Origin of the sequence: Acidovorax sp. sic0104 (assembly GCF_019219095.1) — a bacterium.
GTDB lineage: Bacteria > Pseudomonadota > Gammaproteobacteria > Burkholderiales > Burkholderiaceae_C > Acidovorax.
On sequence record NZ_JAHUWH010000007.1, the window covers coordinates 169,022 to 195,988 of the forward strand.

Annotated in this window: 19 protein-coding genes; 14 read left to right on the top strand and 5 right to left on the bottom strand. The window is 59.9% G+C overall.

The window, feature by feature from the left end; translation table 11 throughout:
• Positions 1-4 precede the first annotated feature (4 nt).
• The 5 genes from traN (at position 5) to KW835_RS13545 (ending at position 11,786) form a co-directional block, all read left to right on the top strand.
• Positions 5-3,997: a conjugal transfer protein TraN gene (gene traN / locus KW835_RS13525; protein WP_255593527.1), complete on the top strand. Its 3,993-nt coding sequence runs from the start codon at positions 5-7 to the stop codon at positions 3,995-3,997.
• A gap of 650 nt (positions 3,998-4,647) precedes the next feature.
• Positions 4,648-5,646: a hypothetical protein gene (locus KW835_RS13530; protein ID WP_255593528.1), complete on the top strand. Its 999-nt coding sequence runs from the start codon at positions 4,648-4,650 to the stop codon at positions 5,644-5,646.
• Entirely contained in the window at positions 5,643-6,611 is a 969-nt protein-coding gene (traF, locus tag KW835_RS13535) for a conjugal transfer protein TraF (protein ID WP_218383152.1), read from the top strand. Before KW835_RS13530 ends, traF begins: the two co-directional genes overlap by 4 nt.
• A 3-nt stretch (positions 6,612-6,614) precedes the next feature.
• Complete coding sequence (locus KW835_RS13540) at positions 6,615-8,120, top strand: conjugal transfer protein TraH (protein WP_218383153.1); 1,506 nt, start codon at positions 6,615-6,617, stop codon at positions 8,118-8,120.
• A gap of 15 nt (positions 8,121-8,135) precedes the next feature.
• Positions 8,136-11,786: a conjugal transfer protein TraG N-terminal domain-containing protein gene (locus KW835_RS13545; protein ID WP_218383154.1), complete on the top strand. Its 3,651-nt coding sequence runs from the start codon at positions 8,136-8,138 to the stop codon at positions 11,784-11,786.
• Between the two features lie 24 nt (positions 11,787-11,810).
• Here the strand turns inward: KW835_RS13545 and KW835_RS13550 are convergent, their stop codons facing one another.
• Complete coding sequence (locus KW835_RS13550) at positions 11,811-12,050, bottom strand: hypothetical protein (protein WP_218383156.1); 240 nt, start codon at positions 12,048-12,050, stop codon at positions 11,811-11,813.
• A gap of 269 nt (positions 12,051-12,319) precedes the next feature.
• Here KW835_RS13550 and KW835_RS13555 point away from each other — a divergent pair, with 269 nt between their 5' ends.
• From KW835_RS13555 to KW835_RS13575, 5 genes are all read left to right on the top strand, one after another.
• On the top strand, positions 12,320-13,246 hold the full coding sequence (locus KW835_RS13555; RefSeq protein ID WP_218383165.1) for a tetratricopeptide repeat protein: 927 nt from the start codon (positions 12,320-12,322) through the stop codon (positions 13,244-13,246).
• Between the two features lie 58 nt (positions 13,247-13,304).
• Positions 13,305-16,157: a fibronectin type III domain-containing protein gene (locus KW835_RS13560; RefSeq protein WP_218383173.1), complete on the top strand. Its 2,853-nt coding sequence runs from the start codon at positions 13,305-13,307 to the stop codon at positions 16,155-16,157.
• Between the two features lie 260 nt (positions 16,158-16,417).
• On the top strand, positions 16,418-16,810 hold the full coding sequence (locus KW835_RS13565; protein WP_218383175.1) for a hypothetical protein: 393 nt from the start codon (positions 16,418-16,420) through the stop codon (positions 16,808-16,810).
• Positions 16,811-16,897: 87 nt separating this feature from the next.
• Entirely contained in the window at positions 16,898-17,629 is a 732-nt protein-coding gene (locus KW835_RS13570) for a disulfide isomerase DsbC N-terminal domain-containing protein (protein WP_218383176.1), read from the top strand.
• A 225-nt stretch (positions 17,630-17,854) separates the two neighbouring features.
• A complete protein-coding gene (locus KW835_RS13575) occupies positions 17,855-18,157 on the top strand; it encodes a hypothetical protein (protein ID WP_218383177.1) in 303 nt (100 codons plus the stop codon).
• A 75-nt stretch (positions 18,158-18,232) separates the two neighbouring features.
• Here the strand turns inward: KW835_RS13575 and KW835_RS13580 are convergent, their stop codons facing one another.
• The 3 genes from KW835_RS13580 to KW835_RS13590 all read right to left on the bottom strand — a co-directional run bounded on the left by KW835_RS13580 (position 18,233) and on the right by KW835_RS13590 (position 21,242).
• A complete protein-coding gene (locus tag KW835_RS13580) occupies positions 18,233-19,228 on the bottom strand; it encodes a hypothetical protein (protein WP_218383179.1) in 996 nt (331 codons plus the stop codon).
• Entirely contained in the window at positions 19,218-19,760 is a 543-nt protein-coding gene (locus tag KW835_RS13585; protein ID WP_218383180.1) for a hypothetical protein, read from the bottom strand. The genes KW835_RS13580 and KW835_RS13585 overlap by 11 nt, the downstream gene beginning before the upstream one ends.
• 198 nt (positions 19,761-19,958) lie before the next feature.
• Positions 19,959-21,242 carry a GspE/PulE family protein gene (locus KW835_RS13590; RefSeq protein ID WP_218383181.1) on the bottom strand — a complete coding sequence of 428 codons (1,284 nt, stop codon included), beginning with the start codon at positions 21,240-21,242 and terminating at the stop codon, positions 19,959-19,961.
• A gap of 244 nt (positions 21,243-21,486) precedes the next feature.
• Here KW835_RS13590 and KW835_RS13595 point away from each other — a divergent pair, with 244 nt between their 5' ends.
• From KW835_RS13595 to KW835_RS13605, 3 genes are read left to right on the top strand one after another with little or no spacing between them, the layout of a single operon-like run.
• Entirely contained in the window at positions 21,487-21,840 is a 354-nt protein-coding gene (locus KW835_RS13595; RefSeq protein ID WP_218383182.1) for a hypothetical protein, read from the top strand.
• On the top strand, positions 21,828-22,718 hold the full coding sequence (locus KW835_RS13600; RefSeq protein WP_218383183.1) for a hypothetical protein: 891 nt from the start codon (positions 21,828-21,830) through the stop codon (positions 22,716-22,718). Before KW835_RS13595 ends, KW835_RS13600 begins: the two co-directional genes overlap by 13 nt.
• A 21-nt stretch (positions 22,719-22,739) precedes the next feature.
• Complete coding sequence (locus tag KW835_RS13605; RefSeq protein ID WP_218383184.1) at positions 22,740-26,003, top strand: DEAD/DEAH box helicase; 3,264 nt, start codon at positions 22,740-22,742, stop codon at positions 26,001-26,003.
• Here KW835_RS13605 and KW835_RS13610 read toward each other — a convergent pair.
• Positions 25,966-26,586, bottom strand: a complete 621-nt coding sequence (locus KW835_RS13610; protein ID WP_218383186.1) for a helix-turn-helix domain-containing protein — start codon at positions 26,584-26,586, stop codon at positions 25,966-25,968. The genes KW835_RS13605 and KW835_RS13610 overlap by 38 nt on opposite strands.
• Positions 26,587-26,670: 84 nt before the next feature.
• Between KW835_RS13610 and KW835_RS13615 the strand changes: the two genes are divergently transcribed.
• Positions 26,671-26,955, top strand: coding sequence for a hypothetical protein (locus KW835_RS13615; protein ID WP_218383188.1), 285 nt, complete (start codon positions 26,671-26,673; stop codon positions 26,953-26,955).
• Positions 26,956-26,967 lie beyond the last annotated feature (12 nt).

The window sequence follows — 26,967 nt, forward strand, 5'->3', positions numbered from 1 at the left end:
GTAAATGGATACCGGAATCTCCAAACCGATGCGCTTCGGCGCTGGCTTGATGCTGGGCTGGGCCGCGTGGGTCATGCCGGCGATGTGGTCGATGGCCTATGCCCAGGCGCTGCCGAACCAAGAGCCCACGACCGCGCAAATCGAGGCGGCCACGTCGCGTGGCAAGGAATTTGGGACAGATGACCAGGCCACAAGCGACACCTTGATCAACAAGCGCGCGGCCAAGATTCTGAGCGGCAGCTATCAGGGTACCGGTCAGCTGCGCACGCCGAACCTCACGGAGGATGCAACGCCCGTGCGCGCCCCTAAGGTCGTCGCGGACCCCAACGAGCAGGCAAATGCCGAGCGGCAGGCCGCTCGCGTGAAGCCGCGCACCCAGCAGGAGATGGTGAGCGGCGCCCAGTCGGGCTCGGGTATCGGTGTGTCCGTCTACGGGCAGATGGATGCCGGCAACAAGACGCTGGTCACAAACCAGGTGGAGCCGGGGGTGACCCAAACGACCACCAATCGGGTGAACCTGAATGAAGTGGTCTCCGGTTTCTCTAGCAGCGAGGTCAACCGCCTGAACCAGATGGGAGGAGAGATCTACGCGAATCCCGAGAAGGCCAAATCACTTGCGGAGCAGAACAAGCGCAACCTGCGCCGTGATGGGTGCCGGCGCACCCAGTTCATGCCGGTGACGATCCAGAACATCGACCGCGCTCCAGCCTCGGCGGACCACCGAATTCTGAAGGTTGAGTTCTTCGATCTGGTGAAAGAGCCCATCCCCGGTACCAATCCCGTCGAGTACCAGATCATCACTAAGCCGAGCACATACAAGCGCGGCCAAGTCAAGATGGGCGTGGCCACTCTGGGCGCGTCGGCCACAACCTGGTGGGACAAGGTTGATGAGACCTTTGCGATTCGGTACACCTACACGCCGTACTCCAACCCTAAGAACCGCAACTTCTTCACATACAACCACTCGTGGGCTATGTCGAACGGCGCGGGCGGGTTTCAGCGCATTCACAACCAGGGGCTCGTGAGCTATGGCTCTCCTTCAGATGGCTGGACACCCGTGCTGGGCTACACGCTTCCGTACGGGGCCTCGGCACTGTACATGTCGGCTGACCTGTACCAGACCGAGGTGAACTACCACGAGGTGCCCGATGGTGTGCCCTGTCCTGAGGACCCACCGCAGTCCTGCGAGGTGCCAGCGACCGATGGAACGATGATCCGTTGGTGCCCCGGCTCCTTCGGATCGAACATCGCTCTCATGTATGACGACCAAGCGAATCCCAACGATCGTCGCTATGGGAAGTCGATCAATGACACGCTGGCAGTGAACGCATCGCGCAAGGATTACGCGTCGGACACGGGAGTGACGTCGGGCGTAATCCGTGGGCTCAATGCCACCAGCAGCGAGAAGGCGAAGGAGCTGATTGGCAGTTGCCGGCGTGATGCGATATCGCGCATCGAGGTGAACCAAGGCAAGCCCTACGGTATCCCCGACATCAACACGTGCTCCGAGACACTCATCAACCCATATCCCCAGGGCTGCAAGAACATCCAGCGGTCATTCGGTCTGGCCTATGTGGGCGAGCACAACTTTGCGACTGTTCGCGCCTTCATGAAGATCAAGGTGCCGATCATCGACCCGCAGACTGGAAAGCAGATCCAGGACACGGATGGCAACCCATTGTTCACCTACCGCAAGGACCCGGCGAATGTCGCGGGCCCTATCCGGACGGACTTCACGATCATGGGGGGCGCGACATGCCCAGGCGGGAACTGCTCGACCGAGATCCCTGACGATCCCAAGGGTGGGAGTGAGGGCTACTACGTCGAATACACGCACACCCCAATGGGTGGTGACCCGAAAACTTACGCCTTCGACCGTGTGTACGTGCAGGACGGCGGCTCTGGCACCTTCACCCACTACGGTGAGCCATCGGCCAACTGGTTGCCCAGTGGGTCCGCCTCGGGCAATGGGTCCCTGCACCAGGTCAGGCTGATGGCCAAGGCCTACAACGTGCCGATCAACACTTTCGCCGGTTGCGAAAAGTACATGCAGTTCGTGGCGGATGGATTCTGCAAAGGCGGCAAGCTCACCTGCGTGGCGACCTCTGCCACGCGCACGGTAGGTGGTGTGACCTTCGGACCAGGCCTGCCCAACAGTGGGATCGTGAGTCTCCTAAAGAAATGGGGCACGGACTCGACCGCAGTGTTCCCAGACTATGAGGGTGGCAACAGCGCAGACCCTACGCCCACCGGAGCGGGTCTAACCATGCTCGACGACAAGATGTGCTGGGAAGCCCAGGGCGAGTCGTTCACGAGTTGCGCGACCATGGACGACGGGGGGCGCCTCAAGCGCTTCTTCAAGGGACAGGAGGAGTGGGGCACTGACTGCAACATTGCAACGGACCCGAAAGGAACGCCGCTTGAGTCATCGGGGATGTGCAAGCGCGTGCCGGCGCTGGACAGCTGCGATACCCGGTTTGAGGGACTGTATACCGGTCAGTGCTACAACCCAACACTGGCATACGACTGCGGCGAGACCAAGCAGTCCAATCTGCCTGTTGTTGTGGAGGAGCTGGGCGACTCCTGCTCGGGCGCTATGCGCTGCTTGGGCACCGAGTGCCACAGGCCAAACCTTGCTGGCTCTCATGGAGGCGAGTTTGCGCAGGCCGCCAGTGGGATGGAAGCCCTCAACTTCATGATCTCGGAGATGGTGTGCGCAGAGACCGGCGCAGCGCCCACGAGCGTAGACCAGGCGTGCACGCCCATAGTGTTTGGCGGCAAGCCCATGTACTGCAAGATCCCGATCGGCAACCAGATCGGCTTGACTCCTAACTGCTGCAAAGAGGCGAAGGATGGCGCTGGCGGGGCTCCGTCTTGGATCGACTACCTGAAGGCTACTTACGCGCTCTACAAGATCACCCGGAATGAGACCTTCCAGAGCTTCATGTCGAACTACGACGCCTACAACCAGTCGGCGGAGTACCTCGGTGAGATCGCCAAGCCAGTGGAGAACATGCTGGAGAGTGCATCGGGCTTCATTACCGACAAGGTGGTGACACCTTTCCGGGCCGGTTTTGACAACTTGTTCGGCAGGTTCGGCAGTGGCGGTGCAGTCGGCAGTACACCAGCCGCCGTGGCGGTGGATGCGCCTGTCAAGGCGGCCTCAATCTCCGGCATCGTTGACGCCTTCAAACAGACTTTGATGAAGTCGGCGAGCGAGGTCCTGAAGCAGATTGGGGGGGAGATGGGGGGCAAAGAGCTGTCGGCGATGTTCTTTACTGAAAACGTAATGGCTGACGGCACAACTCGATACGCGCAGTCCGCGCTGCTGGAAAACATCGCAATGGCTTTCCAGATCTATTCCATTCTGCGACTCATCGGCCACATCATCTTTGCCTGTAAGCAGGAGGAGTATGAGTGGGGGATGAACGAGAAATGGAAGCTGTGCACGTTCGTGGATTCCTGCTGTGCAAAGAAGGTGCCAATCCTCGGCTGCGTTGAGAAGCGCCAGCTCTATTGCTGCTACAAGTCAATCGTTGCCCGAATCATGTCCGAGCAGATCATCAAGAAGAATCTGGCGGGCAACCGTCCCAGGGGATACCGATCCGGTCCTGGCGGAGAGTCACTGGGGCAGTGCAACATCAATTGCGGCGGCTTTACGCCATTCGAGCTGGCGGCGGTGGACTGGTCCCAGGTTGACCTGACGGAGTGGACTGACACCCTGGTGGAAAGCGGCTTGCTCAATACCGCTGACCCTCGCACCAACTTCGGCGTTTCGAAAAATAAGATCGAAGCGACGATGACCGTGGGCCGTGCCAAGGACGAAGAGGGAGTTTTTGACCAGCGAGCCGGAGCGATTAAAACGGCCGAAGGCTGGATTCAAAACACTAACAAGATTACTGATTTTGCTGAGGCCGTCCGTGAGGATGGAGTTGAGCACTGTTATGTGGATAACAAAAAAATGCCGTTTACATATCCAGGGTGTATTAAGAAATAATCCGAATATGTTATTGATTATGGCGTGACTTAATGGTGTTATAACATAATCTGGAGTCACAGTAAATGATGTTCGCGTTTCGGACTCTCTGACGAAACCGTGCGTTCGAGGGGATATACGATAGGTCTGGGAGGGGAGGCAAGCTCAGTAGCCGCCTCCCTTTTCGCGCGCTTCGTTGAAACGGGGCTGGATCGGTCGTCTATCAGGAGGGAAATTCCAGGCCAACTTCTTAGGATCAAAGGGATGCGAATCAGGTGATCGCAGCCCATTCGGCGAGTGGGGAGGCACCACCTCCCAGTTTTGCAGGGGCTGTCAGATCAATGTGAAACCCACATTTCTAGACGGGCCCAAGTGCAAGAGGAAGGCAAATATTTACTGGCGATAGTGACGGCCCTGGCGGTTGCTGCTTTGGGCATCCTCGCGGTTGCCGCGAGGAACGAAACACGAGACCGCCCGAGGGCAAAGCACCTTCCCAAGGCCGATTCATCTGGGCGCGCAGCAACTTCCCGCGCCAAAGGCCGTCCAGCAGCTACTGGCCAGATGGAGGGCGGCGCTGAGGAGGTGATTCAGAGCCGCATGCTCATCCCGCCCCCAGACGAGCCGCGTATCGAGGCCGTGGCCCCCAAGAACGATCGCGGGAGGATCTTCTGATGAGGCGACTCTTTGCCGTGGCGCTCCTGGGGACAGCCTTGCAAAGCCTGGCGGCCGGTGCGCCCGCCGCCGCAAGCGCGCAATCTTCCGAGTCGGTAGATCCTGTCGTTCAAGCGATCCGCGAGTCCGCGCAGGACAACTCCCGCCTTTCCTCCTGTGTTGCGCTCGCGAACGCCAACAAGCAGGCCTCGACGCCGCAAGCAATCGCGACACGCCGCAAGGCCATCGAGCAGGTGAGCGCGCGCCTCAAACGGAATGAACCCGCCATGCTTCGGGCGCGCGCTGATGCAGCCCGCAAGGGGCTGTATGGATTCAAGCAGGACCCCGACACGGCGCTGCGCCTATACGAGCGAGCAAAGATCCCTGACGCGGGGCTCAACGCGGCCTTGATCCTATTCAAGGCTGCACGAGACCCCATGGACCCCGAGACCGGCAAGCGGATCATCGACGTGCTCAACCGCAGCGGCGCGGCTTTGCCGAACTCCCGAGGCTCCACAGGTTCGCAGGCGCACTACATGGCAGGCCTGGTACACGAGTCCGGCGCTGCTGGCTCTGCGGAGCCAAAGAAGGCCTTCGAACACTATCGGGCGTCTGCTCGGAACGGGTATGTACCCGGGGCCTTTCACTACCTGCGCCTGCTCTCCCAAACACTGGAAAAGCTCCCGGAGAGCGAGCGCTCGGTGGTCCTTCAGGAGATGCGAATGATGATGAACCGCTGGCGCTGGCAGTCGGCCGACATCATGCTTCTCAACGGTGACATGTACGCCGGCAAGTGGATTCCCGACGACGAGGGGTTCCTGGCGCAGTATCACTGGCGGATGGCTCAACGCATGGGCGGCCCGAAGGAGGTTCGCGACTTCGACGATGCGCTGAAGACGCGGCTGAAGAAGCTCTCCCCCGAGAAAGAAAAACGGCTTGATGAGGCCGTGGAGTCCGGTATACGCAACGTCATGCCGGTGAAACACGAACTGGAGTTTGCCGACCTATGCGCCGAATGACTAGCTATGTCTTAACTCGCGGCATCGCTGTGATAGCCCTGGCAATTTTGGGGCTCATCCTGGTGTCGCCCGCCTTTGCGGTGGACACGTTCATCAAGGATAAGGAAGAGGGCTGGTTCTGGTACCAGCGCGAGCCGGAGCCACCGGAGCCCAAACCTGTGCCGAAGCGGGTAGTTCCCCCTCCTGCCGCGCCAACTCCGCCTAAGAAGGCGGAGCCGCCGAAGCCGAGCGCGCTTTCGGTGGAGTGGTTCCAAAAGGAGTACCCGCAGATCCTGAACGCCGCGATAGACGATCCCACCGCCGAGAACGTGCAGAAGTATCGCTACGCCACTCGCGTCATGCTGGACAAGGCCAGCAACTTCACCCATGTCTTTCAGCGCCAGTCGTTGCTGGACCCGCTGCTGGACGAGTCGATTCGCACGCCGTTCTCCAGCGCGGCTCGTGGGAGCTTCCAGGCCCTCACTGACAGGGAGCGGACCGAGGCGGTAAACAGCATCAACAAGGCGGCGGGTCTTTGGGTCTTCCTGGATGACAAGTGCCCCTTCTGTGCGCTTCAGTACCCCCTTGTATCCCGCACCGCAAAGGAGCGTGGGTTCATGGTCACCTACATCACCCCTGATGGAAAGCGCCCATCCTGGATGTCCCCCCGGGATGAGTTGCTGGCGGATAGCGGGCAGTCCAAGTACCTGCGCATAGGGGTTCGGCCTGCCGTGGCGCTGGTTATTCCGCCAGCAAAGATCACAGTGCTTACGCAAGGCATGTTGTCGCAAGACTTGCTGGAGGAGCGCATTCTCCATGCGGGTGACGAGGCGGGCCTGTTGTCCGCAGATCTGCGGAAGAAGGCATTCCCGAACGAGCGTGGGCTCCTGACCCCGGACGACATCAAGGAAATTGGCATGGACCTGGATAGCAACCCCAACGGACTGACCACCAACGTGCAGCAGCGAATCGAAAAGAGGTTTTGAGTGATGACTAAGAACAACCCAACGAAGCGTCTGTGGCTGCGCTTCAACGCCTTGGCCTTGGCAACGGCCGTCACCTTTACAGCGATTCCATCCACGAGCCATGCGGGGTTGAAAGAGGCTATGAACCAGATGTTCGTCTCCGCATCGACCAATCCCCAAATGATTGACACTCAGCGTCTCAAGGGCGTCTATGGTGGGTCCATGGCGCTTCGCCCCGTGGGGCGTGGCATCAACATCGTCCAGTTCGCGCCACCGCGCATCGATGCCGGGTGCGGTGGTATCGACATCTTCTTCGGTAGCTTCTCATTCATCAATGGGGCTCAGTTCGAACAACTGGTTCGCTCAATCGCCGCAAACGCCGTAGGCTTCGCCATCAAGTCAGCAATCAACGGAATGTGCAGCCCTTGTGGAGCGATCCTGCAGGAGTTGGAGGCGGCCATCCGTGAGTTGAATGCAATGGCCAAGAACACATGTGCTATCGCACACGCGATGTTCGACTCGGGCGCGGCCGACAAGCTCATGGAGCGTGCCACCCGCATCGGCGAGAACCTGAAGTCTGCAACCAATCGGGTATCGGATTCGCTCGCCGCGACCAACCAGTCACAAACCGAAAAGCCCTCCAAAACAGCTCAAGGGGGAAGCGAAACCACCAAGAACAACAACCCGATGTACGGGAATCTGGTCTATCGGGCGGCCAAAGAGACCTTGAACAGTGGCTCGAATACTCTGCGGTCATTCCTCAGTGAAACCGAGGCCCTTGAAATCATTATTGGCTTGTTTGGTACGGTCGTCGTCACCCCAACCCCCACCGCTGGCAGCACCTGTGATTCCGGCGCGTCTGCTGAGCGATGCGACCAGCCACCAGTTCCCTATGAGCCTTCAATTGCAGAGTGGGCCCAACTCTTCGATCCGGAGAAGTTCTCGGAGAACGGAGTAGCCGTGTGGAAGTGCGCCGAGTCCGACTGCACAAAGATGGTGAACGGGAACATTTCGCTTGCGAGCTGGGGCGGCGTGCAAAAGATCATCAACATGGGCATGTTCGGTGTGGAGAACCCAGCGGCTGTTTCCAGCTCCAGCTACTCCCCATCTTCGATCGTCGGATCGTTTGTCCATAAAACGCCTCTCACGAACTCCAGCATCGACCCCAAAGCGAAGATGTTGCTTTCGGTCGTTCCGCTGCCAATCCTGAACGCGATGATGGAAGTGCAGCACATTAAGGGCGGCCCTGAGCTGCTCGGCTTGCACATCGCAAGCATGCTGCCTCCCTACTTTGAGTTCGTCCTTGCAACGGAGCTGCTCACGATCGGGAACAACGTGTTTTCGGGGCAGAGCAAGACCAGTCCGCCTGCAGGCTATCGCGAGAACCTGCAGCTCAAGGCGAAGACGCTCAAGCGTCCAGGTGCGGCGGAACTGGCAGACATGATGAACAAGTCCATCGATTCGGTTCGTAATTTGCGTGCGCTCAGCGGCTCGAACTTGCAGACGGCCGGCACGTCCGGCAAGAAGTGATAGGGCCCTCCAAAAATGGCTTTCACGATTTACACAGTTTCCGATCCGGCCACGATCGGCAGCGTTTTGACCTCCATGGCAATGTTCTTTGGCCAAGACTCATGGGTGGGTACGCTGATAAAGACCGGGCTGATCATTTCCCTGTTGCTAATCCTGGGTAAGGGGGTGGTCGCCAATGGTGGGCTTCGGATTGACATCATCCTGGTGCAGCTGATCATCGTGTGGGTGGCATTTATGCCGAAGACAACGGTGACGATCGAGCATTTCGACAACGCGGCGCCAGCGAGGGTGGTGGACGATGTTCCCTTCGCGATTGCAGTCCCTGGAGCGATGGCGGGTTCGTTCGCCTTGTACATGACTCAGAAGATCGAGACAGTCATGTCCGCGATTCAGCCGAACTACATGGCTGTGAGCGGAGAGGTGGGCATGTTTACCCCAGCAAAGACGCTCATGAACATCGTCTCCTGCGCCCACGATCCCGTGCGGTGCATGGACGAGAACTTTGTCCAGACGATGTATGCGGCCGCACGATACTGCGGCGGCGGGGAGATGAGCAACCAGGACTTTCACCGTACCGCGAACGTGTTTAAGAGCTTTGCAGATGGTCTGACGCAGAACAACCAGACGATCAAATTCACGCAGACGGCACCCTACAACCCTGGTGGTGGAGGCGGCGAAGCTGTGACCTGTGAAGAGGCGCGTGCCTACATCGAGGCCGTGGGTAACGACCTAGCTGGAAATGATCCATCGGTGTTTGCCAAAACCCTCGACGGTATTGCGAAGACCAATGAAGAACGCCGGTATACCCAGTACGCCAGCAATCAGCCATCGACCCGCGATTGGGCGGACACGCTGGGAATCATCAATCGCGTAACCAGCCAATCCGCGAACTTCAACAACCTCGCGATTGCGAACGTGATGTCGTTCTCAATCGCCGAACAGCTTGCCAAGACGAGTAAGTCAAACATTGACATGACGGTTGAGATCAAGCGTGACGCAGGGCTGTTCGATTGGGCCAAGGCAGAGGCAGATAGCAGTTTGATGGTGACAACGACATCGCCCAAGTTCATGGACATCCTGTTCTTCATTTTCATTGCCGCAACTCCGATAGTGATGTTCGTGGCAATGGCCAATCCAGAGTCTGGTTTTAAAGTGGTAGGTGCCTACGTTCTCTTTGGGCTCTGGACTCAGAGCTGGGTGCCGATGATGGCAATCATCACGGCCTGGTACCAAAACGAAATGCACAACTATCCCTTGCCGGGCGCGCAAGGTTTCTCGCCCGAGTACATGGGCGGCTACCTCCGACACATCTACTCGTCCACGATCGTGGCGTCAAACATGCTGCAGGCCTCGCCCTACATGATGTTTGCCATCATGTCGGGAAGCATGTTTGCGCTGTCCAACATGATCGCAAAGGCGGCGCCGTCCGTGGGGGCGGGGAGCGGGGCAGAGGGCGGTTCAGGTGGGGCCGCGAGCAAGCCGAGCGCTGGCTCGCCAAACGCGGCTGCGGGCTTGGGGGCTGGTCCCTCCGGGGCGTCCCAAATCGCTTCAGTTATGGGAGGTCAGGCCGGGCTAAGCGGCGGACTGGGTTCCGGCAGCTTCGCTGGGGGAGGTAATGTTGCTGGGGCTATGGGTGGGGTGCTCCCTTCCGTGAGCGCTTCCGCAGGAGCGCAACTCGCCACCGCCGCAACCGACACAAAGGCGGCGGAGGCAACCCAGGCGGCAACCCAGGCGGCCGAAAAGGGCTGGCAGCAGCTTTTCTCCGTGGGGCGGTCCGGGTCCACCGCAGTATCAAGCTCGCAAGTAGCCAACGCAATGCGAAGCGAGGGCTATCAGGTTAATGATCAGACAAGTGAAAGCACCAGGGACAGCTCGGGGCAGAGCACCACGTTCCGCGTTGGTCACGATACCGCCCAGGCGTCGCGGGTTGGTATGTCGGCGAAAGCGTCGGTAGATCTCGGCGGCTTGATGGGCGCGATTGGAGGAGCGCTTCAGAAATCAGCCTCAGGCCTTTCGGGGGCTGCGGGAAGTGCCGCTCAAAAAGGAAGTCTCGGGAATCTTCAATCTCTTTACGGCCAAGCTCAAAAGGCGCTTGCGGGCGGTGATTCAGCAAAGGGCAACGCTTTGCTGGAGCAGTTTGGTAAGGCTGCCTCATCACATGACGCAACCTTCGGAGGTGGAAGCAACTCGATCCTCGGGCAGGTGGGAGGGATCATGGGGAAGGCGATCTCGCTAGGCGCACAGGTAGATGCCGGCACTGGCCGGACCAACTCCCAAACCGCCGGGATATCGTCCGACCAAACCGGATCAACAGATCGATCACTTGCCACTGGGCGAACAGTCTCGGTGCAGAGTGGAGCGACAAATCAATCCGGAACTCAGGCTTCGCGATCCGCATCGCTTACGAAAGCTGCCTCCGACGTCGAGTCGGCTACCCAATCTGCCAAGGAGGCGTTTCAAACCGCCCAGACAGCCCGCGAGGCTCAGTCTCTTGCGCGCTCGGCAACCGTATCTGCCGGTTCAAACGCCAACTCTTCAATCGACGGTGCTGCCCTGGTTGCAGCTTGGGGAAATACCCAGACAGCGGCATACGGACGCGACGCAGGCACCTCGAAGCAGGCGATGGATCGGGTGTTGAGCTCACTCGGGAGCGCCCTCGGCGGCGCAGCTAGCGACTTCCAGCAGGGTATGGCGGCGAATGAGGCACGGCTGCGCCAAGAGGGGAAGGGCGCAACGATGAGCAACGATCAAATTGCGGGAGCTGCCGCTTTACAGACGCTCCACACGATGATGCAGAGCGGGAGTCAATCGACAGCTACAACTGGATATGCCGCTGTTGCAACCATGGCAGAGATGTCTGGTATGGGCGGGGCGGTTAATGCAGAAGCTCTTTCGCGGGCCGCCAAAATGGTCGGGGAGGTTGATGCAAAGCTTCAGTCCAACTCGGAAGCGCTGGCGCCTGGGGCAACCGCCATGGCTAACAAGGTTGATACTGGCATGGCTAATGCGGGTGCCGTTGAGAGCGGCGCAAAAAGCTTCAACGCTGAAGCTGGCGGATCTGCTGCCGCAGGATTCGGGAGCGCGGCTGGATCTTTCGGCGGGGCACAGAGCACGGGAAATGCGCTGGCGCAGGACATGATGGGATCACGGACCGAACTCCAGCAAGCACGGAATCCTTACAACTACGAAGCTCCGCACGATCGTGCTGTTGGGAACACCTCGCTTGTGCCGATGTCTGGGGATGCTGCTCGCTACGTCGCCGGGGACTACAACCCGACTGTCGCGAAGGAAGCAGCTGCTGCGCTGGGCGGCGCCTACCAAAAAGCCGAAGCTGCTGTCGAGGCCGCAATTGGCCATGGGCACACCACTGCAAATGCCGTCGCTGTGCCGATTTCCAATTCACTGTCTGCTGGCGAGCAGGTCGTTCAATCCGCGAGTGGCGCTGTGGGCGGAGCGATTGGTGGGGGCGTTTCAACGGGGGCGCAAGTGTCTGCGGCCCTTCCGACGCTTGGTGGCGGTCCGGGTATCCAGCTGAGTGGCAACTCCGGAGGCGGTGGCCAGGCAATACCTGCCCAGGGATCACAGCCATCGACATCCAAGCCGAACTCGCAGGCCCCTAGCACGCAAGGTCAGACTAAGGGTTCAGCTCCTATGCAGGGACGATGAAAAAGGGGGGCAGCGCCCCCGTTCTTAATGCGAATCCCTGTTGAAGATGTTGTGAGGTAGGTGCGCGCTCTTTATATCGAAGACCTCGTCGAGGGGGTTCTGGCTCTCGGCAAAATCAGGCTTGCGCTTGGCGACGCCCACTTGGTGGGCTTCCAGCCACTTCCTCGCGTTTTCGAGACTAGCCGCATCACGCTCCGCTTGGGTAAGCGGACCCTTCGCAGTACGACTGGTGAAAAGGGAGGCGATGGAAGAGAAAAATCCCATGATGTTATTCCTGAGTATGCGGATATTTTAACGCATCACTGATTATTGAGCAAGTTAATGCCTGTATTACAGGGCGCTAATAAGCAGTGTATTTAATTTGCGTCATTTAAAAGCCTATGAATCCCTGATCGCAAGGCGGATTCGGCGGGCGGGAGTGAAGGGCGAATCCTGCCAACTTGGGCGTACGCTGCGCTGTCTTCCTCAAGACGGTGCAACTTAGGTCGTGTTTCACTGGTCTTTTTGGTCTGGCTGCTCCCTACCATCGTTGCATGTTCTTCAAGTGCGCTGGTATGGCCAACAGTCCAATGAAAACGGCGATTATTCGCCTGCTCGGGGTATCCACCTTATTCCTTCTGGGAGGCGTGACAACCGGAGTTTCAGCCCAAGGGTGCGGGCCAGCTTCAGGCAATTCCAACGTCACCAAAGCCGAGTCGCTAATTTCGGCGAATCAAAGCCGCGAGGCATACGTATATCTCAACCTGGCGCGTGAAGAAGGCAACGGTGAGGCTTTCCGCTATACCGCCGAGATGTTCGAAAAGGGCCGGGGTGTTGAGCGCAACCCGTCCATGGCGAGGCACATGTTCTCCTTCGGTGCGCAATCCGGCGACGCCGAATCGATGTACCGCACGGCTCAGGACTACTACAAGCGGGGGCTCAAGAAGGACGGCGAACACTGGGCCTCGCGAGCCAAAGAGTGTGGGCACATGGGCGCCGTCATGTTGCTGGTCGAGCAGGCAGCAACCGAGCGCCGTAACGAAGTCGCCCGCGACCTGCTCACATTGGCGATCGATGCAGGTTACAGCCCTGCAAAGCTCTATCTCGCTGAAGTGTTCGACAAGGGTCAACTGGGCCTACAGAAAGACTACCAGAGCGCCTTCAAGTGGTACTACCTGGCCGCGAAAGACCACATTCCCGAGGCTATGGCTGCGGTCGCCTACTACTTCGTGAGAGCGCAGCACGGTGTTCAGGACGACGTCGCGGCCTTGCACTGGTACCACGAGGCTGCGAAGGCGGGACACGTTGAATCCATGACGGCTTACGGTTGGATGCTTGCTATGGGAAGGGGCGGGCCTGTGGATATAGAAGAGGCGCACCGATTCTTCAAGAAGGCGGAACGTAAGGGCGACAAGCAAGCGGTGGTGTTTCAGCGGGAGTTTGCCATCGCCAATGTTCGCAGAAAGCCGAAGGGGGGGTGATGGTGATCCACCACCGTATCTCACGCAATGGTCAGTGGCTCATCTTCCGGAGATAACCATGTTCAAGATTCTCACTAAATCGCTATTGGGTCTGTCCTTGGCACTTGGGCTGTGCTCGGCACACGCGGGCACCTCCACGATCATCAACAAATCCCCAAGCTCGGTCACGTACAACTTCTACGCTCAAAGCGCGGCAAATGGGGCGATGACGGTGCGGAACTCCAACGTAAGTTTGGCACCTGGAGCCCAACAATCCCATCCGCACACCTACGCGGCGGAGTTCTTCGTCAAGAACAATGGTCCGGACAACGTCAAGGTCGTCGTCGTGGACACTTCAAGCAACCCACCCGTTGAAAACGACTACGGAGATTTGTACAACGGGAACGGTGTCTACTCTGTGTTCGTCGGATCGGGTGCAACTGTTGAGGTGCGTCCTACTGGACCCTCGGCGTGCGCAGCGACCACTCTTCGCTGGGGTAGCGGCAACTTCTGCGCAGGGACGGCCGCTGAAACTCCCTTTGGCGGCACGGCCGCACTCACCAACAGCAGTGCTGGCGCTTCGGGTAGTGCGGCCGCATCCTGCTCCGGTGGCGCCTGGACCGTAACTTCCCCTGTGTGCAATGTCAGCCTGGCCGCTCCTGCGGGCCTGTCCGCGACGGACGGGGTATTTGCCAGCAGCATTGGTGTGACATGGGGTGCTGTTTCTGGCGCATCGACATACCGACTCCAGCAGCGCAAGGTGGGCTCCACCGCTTGGGCAGATTTGAGCACGTCGTCTTCCACGGGATTCACGTGGACGAGCGTTTCCGACGAAGGCATTTTTGAGTTTCAGGTTCGCGCTGAGAACGCCCTTGGAACCTCCACATGGAGCTCGATCGACGTTGGTTCTATCAGGCCCAAGCTTGCCCCCGTGTTTGTATCCCAAGCAGGCATTCCGGCAAAGGTAGGCGTCGGCCAGGCATTTACCTATACGCAAGTTTGGAAGAACGCCGGCTCGGAGGTTTGGACCGGTGGTTCCTACGGCACGGGGCCGAATTCGCCAGCGAACACCAGCATTTGGGGCGCGGGTTTTCTGGCATTCACCGGCTCAGTGAGCACTGATGCCACCACGACTACCTCAATCACCGCAGTGGCGCCAACATCTCCTGGGGTCTACGCGCTACAGCGAGCCTTCTGGAAGGCAGGGGTAGCCTACGGCGCCGCTTCTTCCTCTGTGAACGTGGAAGTGATCGGTGCGCCCACGTGCTCGGCGGCTGCGCCAAACGTCGCGACCACCTACAACGTGGGCGGCACCGTGACTGTGACTCTGCAGGGGGCATCGTCAGTAGAAAGTGCAACGATCAGGGCTTGGGGCGATCTGAACGGGGACGATGACGCAAAGAGCTACCCCATGCTGCTGAGCGGCTCGACTTGGTCCGCAGTAGTCCCAATTGGTGACCACGTTGCGGCAGATGAGGCGAAGATCAACTTCGAGGCGCGCGTGGCGAATTCGCTGTTCCCAGCGGTCGTGTGTGCAACGACATCGGTGGGATTCCAGCAACTTCCCTTACCCGTGGTCACGCTGACGCCGACGATGGGCTCCTATGACGCGGGCGGCCGACCTGGCTTTGTAGCTGACCGTAGTAATGGCACCTTTGCCACGATCAAGGTAGATCTCGGATCGTTTACGAATCTCAAGGCCAAGGTCGAGATTGTGGATCGCGCCAACGCCGAGCACGGTGTCACCTTGAATGCTGTAGCTGGCGGGGTAGAGACGCCGCTTCGGCTGCTTAGCGCCAGGCTGGGGGCTGAACTGCCCGCGTGGACAGCCCTGAATTCGATCGTGCGTGTTACCTACGCCGATCCGGAAGCTGCCAGCCAGGGAAAAAGAGCAGCCCTGACCATTCAAACGCAGCTAGCACCATCCGTGATGCAGGTCACGGCTACAGGCACCACTACTTCACCAGCGGCAGTCAACGCACGGGTTGCGAGCAACGGTCTTTTCGACGCATCTCTTCATGGCACCTTTTTGGGCGCTTTGCGTTCAATTCCGGATTCGGCTTCAGTGAAGTCCTTTGCAGAGACTTCCAGCAACGGAGAGTGGTCTGCCGGAGACCTCGACTACACACAGCTGTTCAAAACGCAGTTGGTGGCTGTGGCGCGAGCCGTTCCCCCAACTGGCGTGACCCTGTTGCAGCCCTTGGAGTTTCTGAGTTCGCCGTTCATTCTCCCGGTGCAATCGCCTGCACAAGTTGTGGCCACGGATGGGACGCGCGAAGACGATGTCAAGGTCAACTGGGGTGCCATCGCAGTAGATGCGTCAATTCGGTATCGGCTCTTCCGCGACGAGGCCGAGATCACCCCCGCAGGTGGTATCGCGGTGCTTGAGTTCCTGGATGCGCCACCTGTGCGGGGCCAGGTCTACAACTACCGGGTGAAAGCGATGGTGGGCTCGACCACCAGTACCGGCGAGGCCGCAGACACCGGCTTTATTCCAGCCTGCCGTGCGCCACGATTGATCGGTGCGTCGCTCAACGCCGACCTCACACGCATCAATGGCATGCTGGAGCGCTGGCCCTGCCTGGAGTCGGCTCTCGCCAAAGGCCGCGTGGATGCAGCGCCGACCGCCTACGACCTGGCGATTGACGGCACGGGGCCTTACCGGAGCTTCAGCTTCCTGTTGCCGGCCGAGTTGGCAGACGGTCCGCACGTGCTCAACGTTGACATGGTGGCGACCGGGGTGGACCTTCTGGCCACGCGCACGTTTGAGATTCCGTTCACTTTGAACAGGTCGTCGATCGCGATCAAGAACCTCACCATCCTTTACAACGGGTCTACCGCTACCCCCGGCCTGGAGGCGACCTCGATTGGCCGCTTCGGCATCAAGATGGACGGTGGCTCGGGTGTGGGCTTTGCGGAAGAGGTGAAATGACTTTTGCGTCACGCCCTGGCGTCGGCGCGAGCCGGCGCGACATCTTGGCCCTTGCTTCGGCCGTGGCGCTCCCGGGCGCTGCCGCCCATGCGCAGTCACCAGCCGGGAAACACCTCATTGCCGCCATCCCTGTGTTCCCCTGGCTCCAAATTGGACAAACCACCCTCAGCGAGGTGCGGGGACCCGTCCAGCAGCTCATGAACGCAAATCCCCGCCCATGGTTTCGAGACGGGCCCTCGGAAATCACAGGCGGAACCTTCATGACGCTGAGCACCTTGGCAGGCCGTGGCCTGGCCAACGAAGACGGGCTGCGCATCTTCACGATGGTCTTCGATCGCAACCAGCGGGCCCAGCTCGCGATTTTCGTGGTGGACAAGGGCTGGAAGGACGCCAACGTTCAACCACTCATCAGTAGGCTGCGCGCCCGCTATGCGAGCTTTGCAACCCCTGTGCGCCTGCAGGACGGGGACAGCGAGGCCACCGACTACTACTACTTTTTCGACATTGGCCGGTTCTGCATCGAAATCACGATCCCTCAGCACGGCACCAACGCCACCGTCTACTTCACGACGAAAGAAATCCATCGGCAATTGCGCATCGCTGATCGGTCATACGACGTGTTCAAAAACTACTTGGAACAAAACGGCGGATGAATGATCCATTAATGAATCGCGATTGATGGATTCATTGCCGCAGGTTCATTCTGTAAATTTAGTACCAAAGCTATTGAGACGATTCAAATGAAAATCAAGACCATCATCGGGGCCTTGGGCCTGCTTGCCTGCGCGGCCACCAGCGCCTTCGCCGACCAGAACATTGCTGACCTGCGGGCCAAGTTGGACAAGAGCATGCCGGGGATCACAATTGACTCACTGCGGGCAACCCAGGTCCCCGGCCTGTACGAAATGGTCTCCGGACCTGACGTGGCCTACGTGACGGCCGATGGGGTGCACATGATCCAGGGCACCCTCTACAACGTGCAGTCCCGCAAAAACCTGACCGAGCAGAGCCTGTCGGTGTCCCGGGTGAAGCTGATGCAGACGATCGATCCGGCCTCACTGATGGTTTATCCAGCGGTCGGCAAGGAAAAGCACGCGATCACTGTGTTCACCGACCCGTCCTGTGGGTACTGCCGCGCTTTGCACGCCGAGATCCCAAAACTCAACGAGCTGGGTATCACAGTGAAGTACGCGCTCTATGCGCGCAATGGAAATGGCACGCTCACTGGGCGCCAGCTAACCGAGGTGCTGTGCTCGACCGACCAGAAAGCAGAGCTGACGAAGTTCTTCAACGCTTCCACCCGAGATGTGAAGGGCGCCGAGTGCCGGAAGGCCGAGGGACTGGAGCGCATCGCCCGCCTAGCGCCTCAAGTGGGTCTGAAGGGCACCCCGCACATCGTCACGGACAAGGGGGTGGCGTTCTCTGGTTACCAGCCAGCCCAAGAGCTGCTTCGCACCCTGCAAGGTTCCTGAAAGGTTTCTAGGTCCCCTTGGAAATGCGCTCCGGCGCTGCTTCGCCGCCTTCGGGCGGTTTTTTTTGGTCATGCATATGCATGGTTTTTCCTAGGGAAACCGTTTTACATGAGCATTTGTCGTTGTAACTAATTGAAAGTTGTCAACAATCGGGCGAAAATTGAGGCTTGGAGAAAATGTGTGAACATACGAACTAACCGACCACACAAAGGGCGCGGCCTCGATATGAGGATTGTGCTGCCCGAGCACGTGCACTTCTCTGATCTGCACCTCCAGCTCGGTACAGGCGGCGATGTGCAAATGGACTGCGGTCCGCTGCGGACCATCTGCGAAGCTTCCGGGATCGACCCCGAAATGTTCTTCTGCGAGGGTTCAGAGATGAACCTGGCCCACCTGGTTCAGGGTTGGTACCGCGTGCACCTTGCACGCGGCGGCGACCCCGACCCTGTGTTGGAAGGACTTCACGCCTTCGATGTGATGCCACATTGGAACGGACCACAATTCGTATTCCAGGCGGGGCACGCCTAAGGCGATCCCAAACGGCAAAACGGCGATGCTTTTTGGAGCATCGCCGTTTTTCTTTGGGGAGGCCAGAGGCCAAGCCTACTTGAGCAGAAGTGCCTTCCAGTCCGCCTGGGAGTTGGGGAGGGGAACGGGCTTCACGCGGTCGCCCTCACCGTCGTACACCAGGGGCAGGGTGGTCAGGCGGGCTAGCAGTGCCTGGGTGGAGTTTTCGTCAATCTGGAAGATGCCCGTGCCCACGGCGCGCTTGAGTTTCTCGTCCTTCTTCAGGCGGGTTGGCTCCATCCAGGACGTCGAGCGGCCCCGCTGGGCGAACTCGACCAGCTTCTCCACTCCCTCACCCGAGAGCCGTTCGTATCCCATGGCGATAGCCATCGCCCCCGTGGAAAGCTCATCCTTGCCTGCCGATACCGGCACGATCCGGATGGGTCGGGGGCTCGCGCCGCTCTTCACAAGCGACTGGTGCAGGCCGACCACACTCAGGAAGCTGCTCTTGCCGGCATCAGGACCGAGGTCCACCACGAAGGTGAGGGGTATCGACTTGGACTTCCCGCCCTTGAGCACCATCGCGTGCATGTCCTGCGGGCGCAGCGCCCGCGCTGGGTTGTCAGCCATTTCGCCGCGCACGTAGCGCTCGACCAGCTGATTCATGTCCCGGTCCTTTTCCATGTCGATCATCATCCCGACCACCAGATAGCGGCGGGACTTGTCGGTGTAGAAGACGAAAAGCTCCTGGCGGCCCTCGGGGTTCTCCGAGGAAAAGCTGTCGGCCTGGACTACGAAGCCATCGAGGCCCGGGATTGGGGACTCCACCTTGCGGATCACCTTGGCGTTTTCCAGGCGGGCATCAGCGCTCGCCCCCATCATGGCGTTCAGGCGGTCGGAGTTGCGCAGCCAGTCGGGGACGTCCTTGTCATTCGGGGAGACTTCGGTGGCCTTGATAGCCGCCGTGGAACCGGTCTTGCTGGGTTGCAGGAAATCGGAGATGCCTGCCGCCGAGGCAAGCCCAGTTGCGGCCGTCAGGGACGCAACGAGGGCTAGGTTGATCAGGGTGCGGGAGAAGGGTTTAGATTGCATTGGGACCTCCTTGCATGAGGCGGCTGACCATGCCGTTGAGCAGCAACAGGAATTGCTGCGGGTTGCTGTTGGCATGGTCGGGGTTGACGACATAGCGGCCGAGGAGCGCAACCGAGGGCGTCACGGTCACCTTGTAGGTGTTGATGAGCTTTCCGTGCTCTGGAACCCGCTTCTGCAGCACGGCGCCCTTCGAGTGCAGGAAGGTCTGCATGGCCTTGAAGTCCACTCCAACGGAAACGAGGGTCTTCAGGACGTCCTCAAGGGTGATGGCGCCCATGGCGGGCTTGCCCGTGTCGGCGTCTCCCTGCAGCATCGTGTACATGGAAAAGTCGTAGAGCGGCACCTTGGCTGGCGCGAGCGCCTGCGCGATCAGACGCCCGTAGACGGCCAGCACCTGGTTGTCGTTGTCCACGCTCGTGATCAACGGGGTGGCGTCGAAGCGGTAGGGGTTGGGCAGAGTGGAGCCCCACTGCGTTAGGCCGTTGTGGTAACTCCGGCAGTACGGGCAGTCGTAGGAGAACAGGAAGCGCACCCTGTTTGTGTCGCCTTGCACCGTTGGGGTGACAAGATCGTAGGGCTTGCTCGAAATCCCCGGTTCCTGTTTGCCCGTGCCCGCTGCCCCCTGTGCCCAGGCGGTACTCCCGAAAAAAGGGCTGGCCACGAGGGCGGCGATGGTGGCCAGGGACTGGCGCCTATGGTTTGGTCGTTGCATAGTGCTGAGTTGCGATGCCTAGTCTTGCGAGGCGGCGGTCAAAGAAATGGCTTGTTGAAGGGTGGTGATGCCGGCGACAGCCAACTCCATCGCGGCGTGGCCCAGCGTTCGATACTGGGGTTGAAGTTTGGCGGCGCGCATGAGGGCTTTGAGATCGCGCTCTTCACATGCGAGGCGCGTTTCCTTGGTGGCCAGGATCAGCTCGAAGACCGGGGTGAGCCCAACCATGCCTTCCGCGCAGCCCTTGTGGTCACAGCCCTGGCGGTTGATGCTGTAAACAACGCGGCAGCCCTGGATCGCATCCTCGTCCATGCCGGCGTTACGCATCTGTTTGCGCTCGTAGTCGCCCACTTCGTGGGGCACGCGACAGTTCGGGCAGACCTTTTGCACCAGGCGCTGCGCCAGAAAGCCGCCCATGCAGGCGCTGAGCACGTTGGGGGCGACGTTCAGGTCCAGCATGCGGGACATCGACACAGCCGCGCTATTGGTGTGCAGGGTGGAGAGCACGATATGGCCCGTCAGAGCAGCCTGGGCCGCTGTGCGGGCGGTTTCGGAGTCCCGGACCTCGCCGACCAGGATGATTTCCGGGTCCTGGCGCAAAAACGCCTTCAGCGCCTGACCGAAATCCATCCGGACGGTCGTTGCGCATTGCATCAGGCCCTGGACCCGGTACTCGATGGGGTCCTCGATCGTCACGATCTTCACCTCTGGCTGGTTCAGCTCCTGAAGGATTCCATACAGCGTGGTCGTCTTTCCGGATCCGGTGGGGCCGGTGACTAGAAACAGACCCTCGGGCTGGCGAATGATGTGACGGATCCCCTCCCGAACCAGCTCGGGCATGCTGATCTGGTCGAGCGTCATCAGGTTTTTGGCTTGATCCAGCAACCGGCAGACGATGGAAGCCCCGTGGTCGGAGGGAACGATGCTGATCCGCACGTCCACCATGCGCCCATCGACGTCAAAGCGGATGGAGGTATCGACCGGCTCCAGAGAGTCCATCAGGGGCCGCTTCCCCTTCATGCGGATGAGGCGGTTCACTTCCCGGGACATCTGCTTGGTGTGCTCGGAGTGCTGGTGTAGGTCCCCTGCCAGGCGCCGACGAACAATCATCCGGCCTTCCTGGTCCTCGAAGTGGATGTCGCTCACGCGCATTCGGGCGCTGTCCCGGAAAAGGTCGTTCAAGAATTTGACCGCCTGCAGGTCGGTCGAACTCGAAGAGATGAACTCGGTTGGCTCAGCTTCGATCTCGTGGTGTACCCGCCCCGTCCTCTGGGGCATGCCATGGGTGGCGTTGTAGCTCATTCAGGCTTCTTTCATTGAGGCGCTGATTTTCGCCGCAGGGCACCTTAAAGTCAATGAAATGCAGCGAGAAACGCAACCGCACACCGCCCGAAAAAATGTCGCTCAATTCCGACATTCATTAATCAATGATTGAATGAAATTGCTAATGAAATGCGAATGAACGACAATGGAGTCATGCCCAGTCGCCCCTGACTGCGCTGCCCGCCCCGCAGGCAAGATGCGGGGATCGTCCCTTGGAGCACCCATGAATCTCGGTACCACCGACCGAGGCTTGCCAGAGAATGCAGCGCGCACTGGCATCCTGAATCTGATCTTTCGAGCCGACGAGGCCCGCCGTATCGCGCGCTTCGTCCGCATAGAGCGCAGCAACGAGCTGGTGGGCGATCTCATCCGCAGTGCCAAGGCGCGAGGCGACGCCGAGGCCCACGCGTTGCTCGCCGAGCTGCGACTCAACCTCCGCCATGACTTGGCTGATGCCAACTGCGCTTACGTCGAGGGTGACGCACAGGTGCGGCAGTTCGTTGCTACTGCTCCCTCTATGACCATTTCTGCGCGTGCCGTTTCGCGGATGAAAGGACTTTTCACGTGGATTCGTTGACCCTTCGTGCTGCCCGGAGCGAGGACGGGATCTACCAAGTGTCGTGGCAATGGGCACGCGGCAATCAGCGAGTGCCGAGTGTTGGCGTCCTGCACGTATCCGTTGACGAAAAGTGGACGAAGGACCGTGCGGCTCTGGCAGAACTGCGGGCTATCTTTCACCTGCTGCACGAGCGCGAGATCCACGGAAACAAGCGCCTGGGCGGCAACGTCGCAATTCGGGTGTCGGACAACATCATCGTGCAGGCCCTGCAGAAAAAGTCACTCAAGGTGAACGGTGTTGGCAGGGCAGTAGCTACTACTACCCCGGTGGTACCAGCAGTGGAGTTTTTGGCGACGAAGTATTTCGAGGCGGAGGTTTCGCTCGCCAAGTGGGTTGATCCCACGGAGTACAGGCAGTTCGAGGCCGCAAGCATTGCGATGGGGCAAGCGGTACCCGTGGTGCTGGTGGACTGTCCCCTGATTGGCCAACCGGTGCGCATCAGTCGCCACGCCATGAATAGGTACATCGCTCGCATTGACCAGAAGCTGCACAAGCTCGACGAAAACGACCTGACGAAAGTGCCAAATGGGCGTTGGCCTGCGGCGTGGGGCTGGTTCAACCGTGTGCTTGTCAACGCCAATCTGCAAGAGGCCCTTGTTAGCCAACGAGGGCGTGAGAAGGTTGCAGCGAAGTACGGCGAAGGCACGCGCTACCTCCGCTTCCCGGACGCCAACAACGCGATCTTCGTCGTGCGAACGGACGAGCGAGGACCGGTGCTCGCCACTGTGCTGCTGGAGGATCTCTACAACCCGTTCTTTGAGCGTGCACCAGTCATGAAGGGCCAGCAACTCATGACTTCGGCGAATGCCATGGTGAAGCGGGCTGGACTTTCCTAGCCCATACCGAGGAGAAGAGATATGACGATGAAGCACGAGAACATTCTGGGGTTCTGGCATGCGCTGGAAGCGATGACTGCTCAGGAGGTGGCTCGGGTGGATGCGATGGATCCCTGCAGCCCGGTCTACGGCCTTGGCCTGGACGATGGTTCTGGAGTTCCGTGGCAGGCAGCGGCGCATGCTCGGAAGGCCGTCGAGAGGGGCTACGAGTGGAAATACTCGGCCCAATGCGGGGTCTACGGCATCGACACCGTGACTGCCATGCTGCTTCGTCACTTCGGCGGCGACATAAGTCGTTGGTACGAGAGCAGTGGAGGGCGAGCGCGACTATTCGATTTGAGCTTTGACAGCAACGGTCTGCCCCTCGGCCACACCTTCGCCCTGTCGCTCTCAGCATGGTCTGCGGGGCAGATCCTGCGAGACGGCGGTGGCGCTCATCTTCTGCAGACTGGTGGCGTGGCTGCATTGGACGGCCTGCCAATGCCTGAGCATTCCATCCCTGATGTCACGAGTGGCTTCCCCGCCTTCGATACGCTCTCGCGCCACCTGGCACAGTGGATCGTGTTCGAGTCCCACCGGCTGCGTGAGTCCGCAATTGCGGCAGATACCCAGTGGCTGGCGGCCTTGGTGCAGGACGTGTCGCAACGGTTGTTTGGGCGAGGCCTGGAGGTGCCACTGGACGAGTTGTGCCGCATCCGCGCCGCGCAGGTGAAGCTTGGTCGCGAGGATTCACAGCAGAGCCAAGCTCGCGCGACGCAAGAATTTGACATTCTGAGCAGCTTCTTTGTAGAAGACCTCCTGCGGGTGCGAAAGGCGGTCGCTGCAGGCAACGCTGGAAAGGCGCTGCAGGATTTCCTGACCGCAGGACAGGGCAAGAAAGCTCCACCGCGTGTCGATGTCCGAGCGTCCGAGAACATTCCGCATCTGGAAGCTGCTCTGCGACCCAGCCGAATGCCAGCAGGCCGTTGGCCATCGGACCACGCCCTGGTGCTCAGTCAACAGCTGGCCGTCAATGAAGCGTGGGCAAAGCTACGTGCTGGAACTGGCGTGTTTGCGGTTAACGGGCCGCCTGGCACGGGCAAGACGACGCTGTTGCGCGACGTGGTGGCGGCAGTCGTCACCGAACGCGCTTCCATTCTCATCAAGGGAGGGGCCGGTTTGATCGGAGCCAAGTTAGCCCACCGGCTGGGAGATACCTGGGTTCCCTACTACCCACTCCACGATAGCCTGCAGGGACACTCGATCGTCATCGCGTCATCAAACAACGGGGCGGTGAATCAGATCACCACGGAGATCCCCGGAGAGGGCGCAGTGCCAAAGCGAGTGATTGATGGAGCGGACTACTTCAGCGCGGTGGCGAGCAGTGTGATCGGCAAGAAGGCTTGGGGGCTCGTCGCAGCTCCGCTGGGCAAGCGCTCCAACCGCTCGGAGTTTCTCCGGGCGTTCTGGTGGAACAAGACAGGCCAGCGGGATCACCGGGACGAGCCGGTGAGCCCCGGCTTGCGGGAACTCCTTTCCAAGTTGCAAGCCAGGACCATTGCCCCGGCACTCAGCTGGGATGTGGCAGTGCTTCAGTACAAACGGGCACAGGAAAAAGAAAAGAGCTTTCGCGCTGCGCTTGAGAAAGCGGCTCGGCGGCCGGAGCGGATTGCATCCCTGCGAGCCAGAGCATCGAGCGACGAGGCGCGGCTTGCCGCCATGGAAACCAGTTTGGCCGAACGCGAAAAGCTGCTGCTCGGGCTTGGCGAACGCTTGACCACCGTTGATCGCCAACGGGTTGATTCCCTCGCAAGGCGTGCGATCGTTGACGGCCAGATCGAATCCCATCGCCAAGACCGGCCCGGTGTACTGGAACTGCTGTTCACCATCGGGAAGGCGCAAAAGGGGTGGCGGGCACGTCTGGACCAGCTTCGTGCGGATGGTGATGCGGTCGCGGCGGAGTGGCCTGCTTTGGACAAAGCGCGTGGGGCGATTCTGCGGGACCAGGAGAAAACCAGGGACGTGCTTCGCGAGATCGAGGCGCAAGCGGCCCGTCTTGATGAAGAGCTGGACGCAACGATCGCCGCGCTGGAGGATGAGCAGGGGTACCTGCAGGCCGATGTCAGGGTGCTTGGCGCGCTCTGGCCTCGCCTGGATGTTTCGGACGATCAACGGGAGCGTATTGAGCCCTGGGCGCACCCTGAGTGGGGTCGCGCTCGGGAAGACCTCTTTTTGTCCGCGCTGGCTGTGCACCGCGCTTTCATCGAGCACCATCCCACTGAAATGCTTGCCAATCTGGGGCTGGCCTGTGACTGGCTCTCCGGAAAACAGATGCCGCCAGAGCTGGCGCGCATTGCGCTCGATTCGCTGGCGCTGGTGGTGCCGGCGATATCGACCACCTTTGCTTCGGTGTCCCGCATGTTCTCCCAGGTGACGCAAGAGAGCATCGGCTATCTTCTGATCGACGAAGCTGGTCAGGCGCTGCCCCCGCATGCGGTGGGTGCAATCTGGCGGTCACGTCGAGCCATTGTTGTGGGCGATCCTCGTCAGCTGGAGCCGGTGTTCACGGTCCCGTCCCAAGTCGAGTCAGCCATCGCAGGGCTCTACAAGCTGAGTCAACAGTGGATGCCGAGCAACGCCTCGGTGCAGGCGCTCGCCGATCAAGGCGCCACGTGGGGCACATGGTTGCCGGGGGACCGAGGCGACTTGGAGTGGGTGGGGTGCCCCTTGCGTTTGCATCGTCGATGCGATGAGCCCGCGTTCAGCATCTCAAACGAATTAGCCTACGGGGGGATGATGGTGTTAGGCAAGGCCCCGCCTGTGTCCGATGGACCGCTCATCCCAAGCGGGTGGATCGACGTTCGGGGCACCACCAGCGAAGGACACTGGATCAAGGAAGAGGGTGATGCGGTTCGCGCCTTGCTGGCGGAGCTGATCGGAAACCGAGGCGCAACGCCGGACCAGATTGCGATGATCAGCCCATTCAAGGACTGTGCGAACCGCCTTAAGGCAATGGCCTCCGGCTATGGGATCGCGCCTGGCCGCGCCGGCACTGTCCACACCGCCCAGGGGAAAGAGGCTGACATCGTGGTGGTGGTGCTGGGAGGAGATCCTCGGCTCCCAGGTGCGAAAGCTTGGGCAGCTGCCAAGCCGAACCTACTGAACGTGGCGGTGTCGCGGATGAAGAAGCGCCTCTACGTCGTGGGGAACCGCCAGGAATGGGCGAAACATAAGCACTTCTCGACCCTGCATGAGCATCTGGGTGCGATCACTTGTCGATCCGGGGCAGCGAACCGCGAAGAATGATGTCCGACATCTCCTCCTCAGTGAGGGGCTCGGGCGGAGGCTCCTGGGGAGAGGGTGGTGGACCTTCGACCACCACCTCAACGGGAACCTCGATGTGAGGTGCCTGGGGAGTGGCGGCGAGTGCTTTGGCTTCGGCCTCCTGCGCTTTGGAGGCAATCTCCAACTCTGCCGTGCGAGTTGCCTCCTCCACCCGTAGTGTGAATCCCTTCAACAGGACCTCGAACTTCTCCCGGTCAAGCTTGGACAGTTGCGTCAGTGCCTCGGTGAGAGTTACGACTTTTCCGCCCATCTCAGGCGGCAAAGCCATCAAGGTGTCAGGCTTGAACACAGGGCCTTGGCCCGAGAGCAGGTAGTTGACGTTCAGGCCCAGTGCGTGTGCCTGAACCAGGAATAGCGAGCCGGGAAAGTTCACCCCGTTCTCATACTTGCGCAATGCCCCCACGTTGACCTTGAGAATTTTCGCGAGTACGTCCTGCGTTTCCCCGCGCGCACGTCGCCAAATCTTGAGCCTCTCCCCTATAGAAGATGGCGTCGTGGAGAGTGCATCCCCGGTTGCGGATGCGTTTTGAGTGCCAATTTGCATTGTTACGAATAATCTTGAGTGCGTATCTGCACGGTTTCCGTTTCGTTAGATTACAATCGTTTCAGTTAGTCAGGGAAACACGACATGAAAGACGTTATTTCACTCAATCGCGCCTTCTTGCTGCTCTCTCGCAGCGCCGCCAGTGACAATTCTGGAACACTTGTTACAGGTATGACCAGTGCTGAGCAGGACTTTTTCAAAGGCCTGTCGGTTGAACAGATCGAAAAGCTGGCAGCTTCGTTGCCGGTCTCTGGCTTCACCCTTCGCTTTGACGTCGATCATCTCAAGCGCATGGTCGAGACGCCCCGCCAAGGGATCAATCCCCAGTACGCAATGTCCCTGCTCACTCGTGGTTCCTCCCTTCGCTGAAGTGGGTGTCAG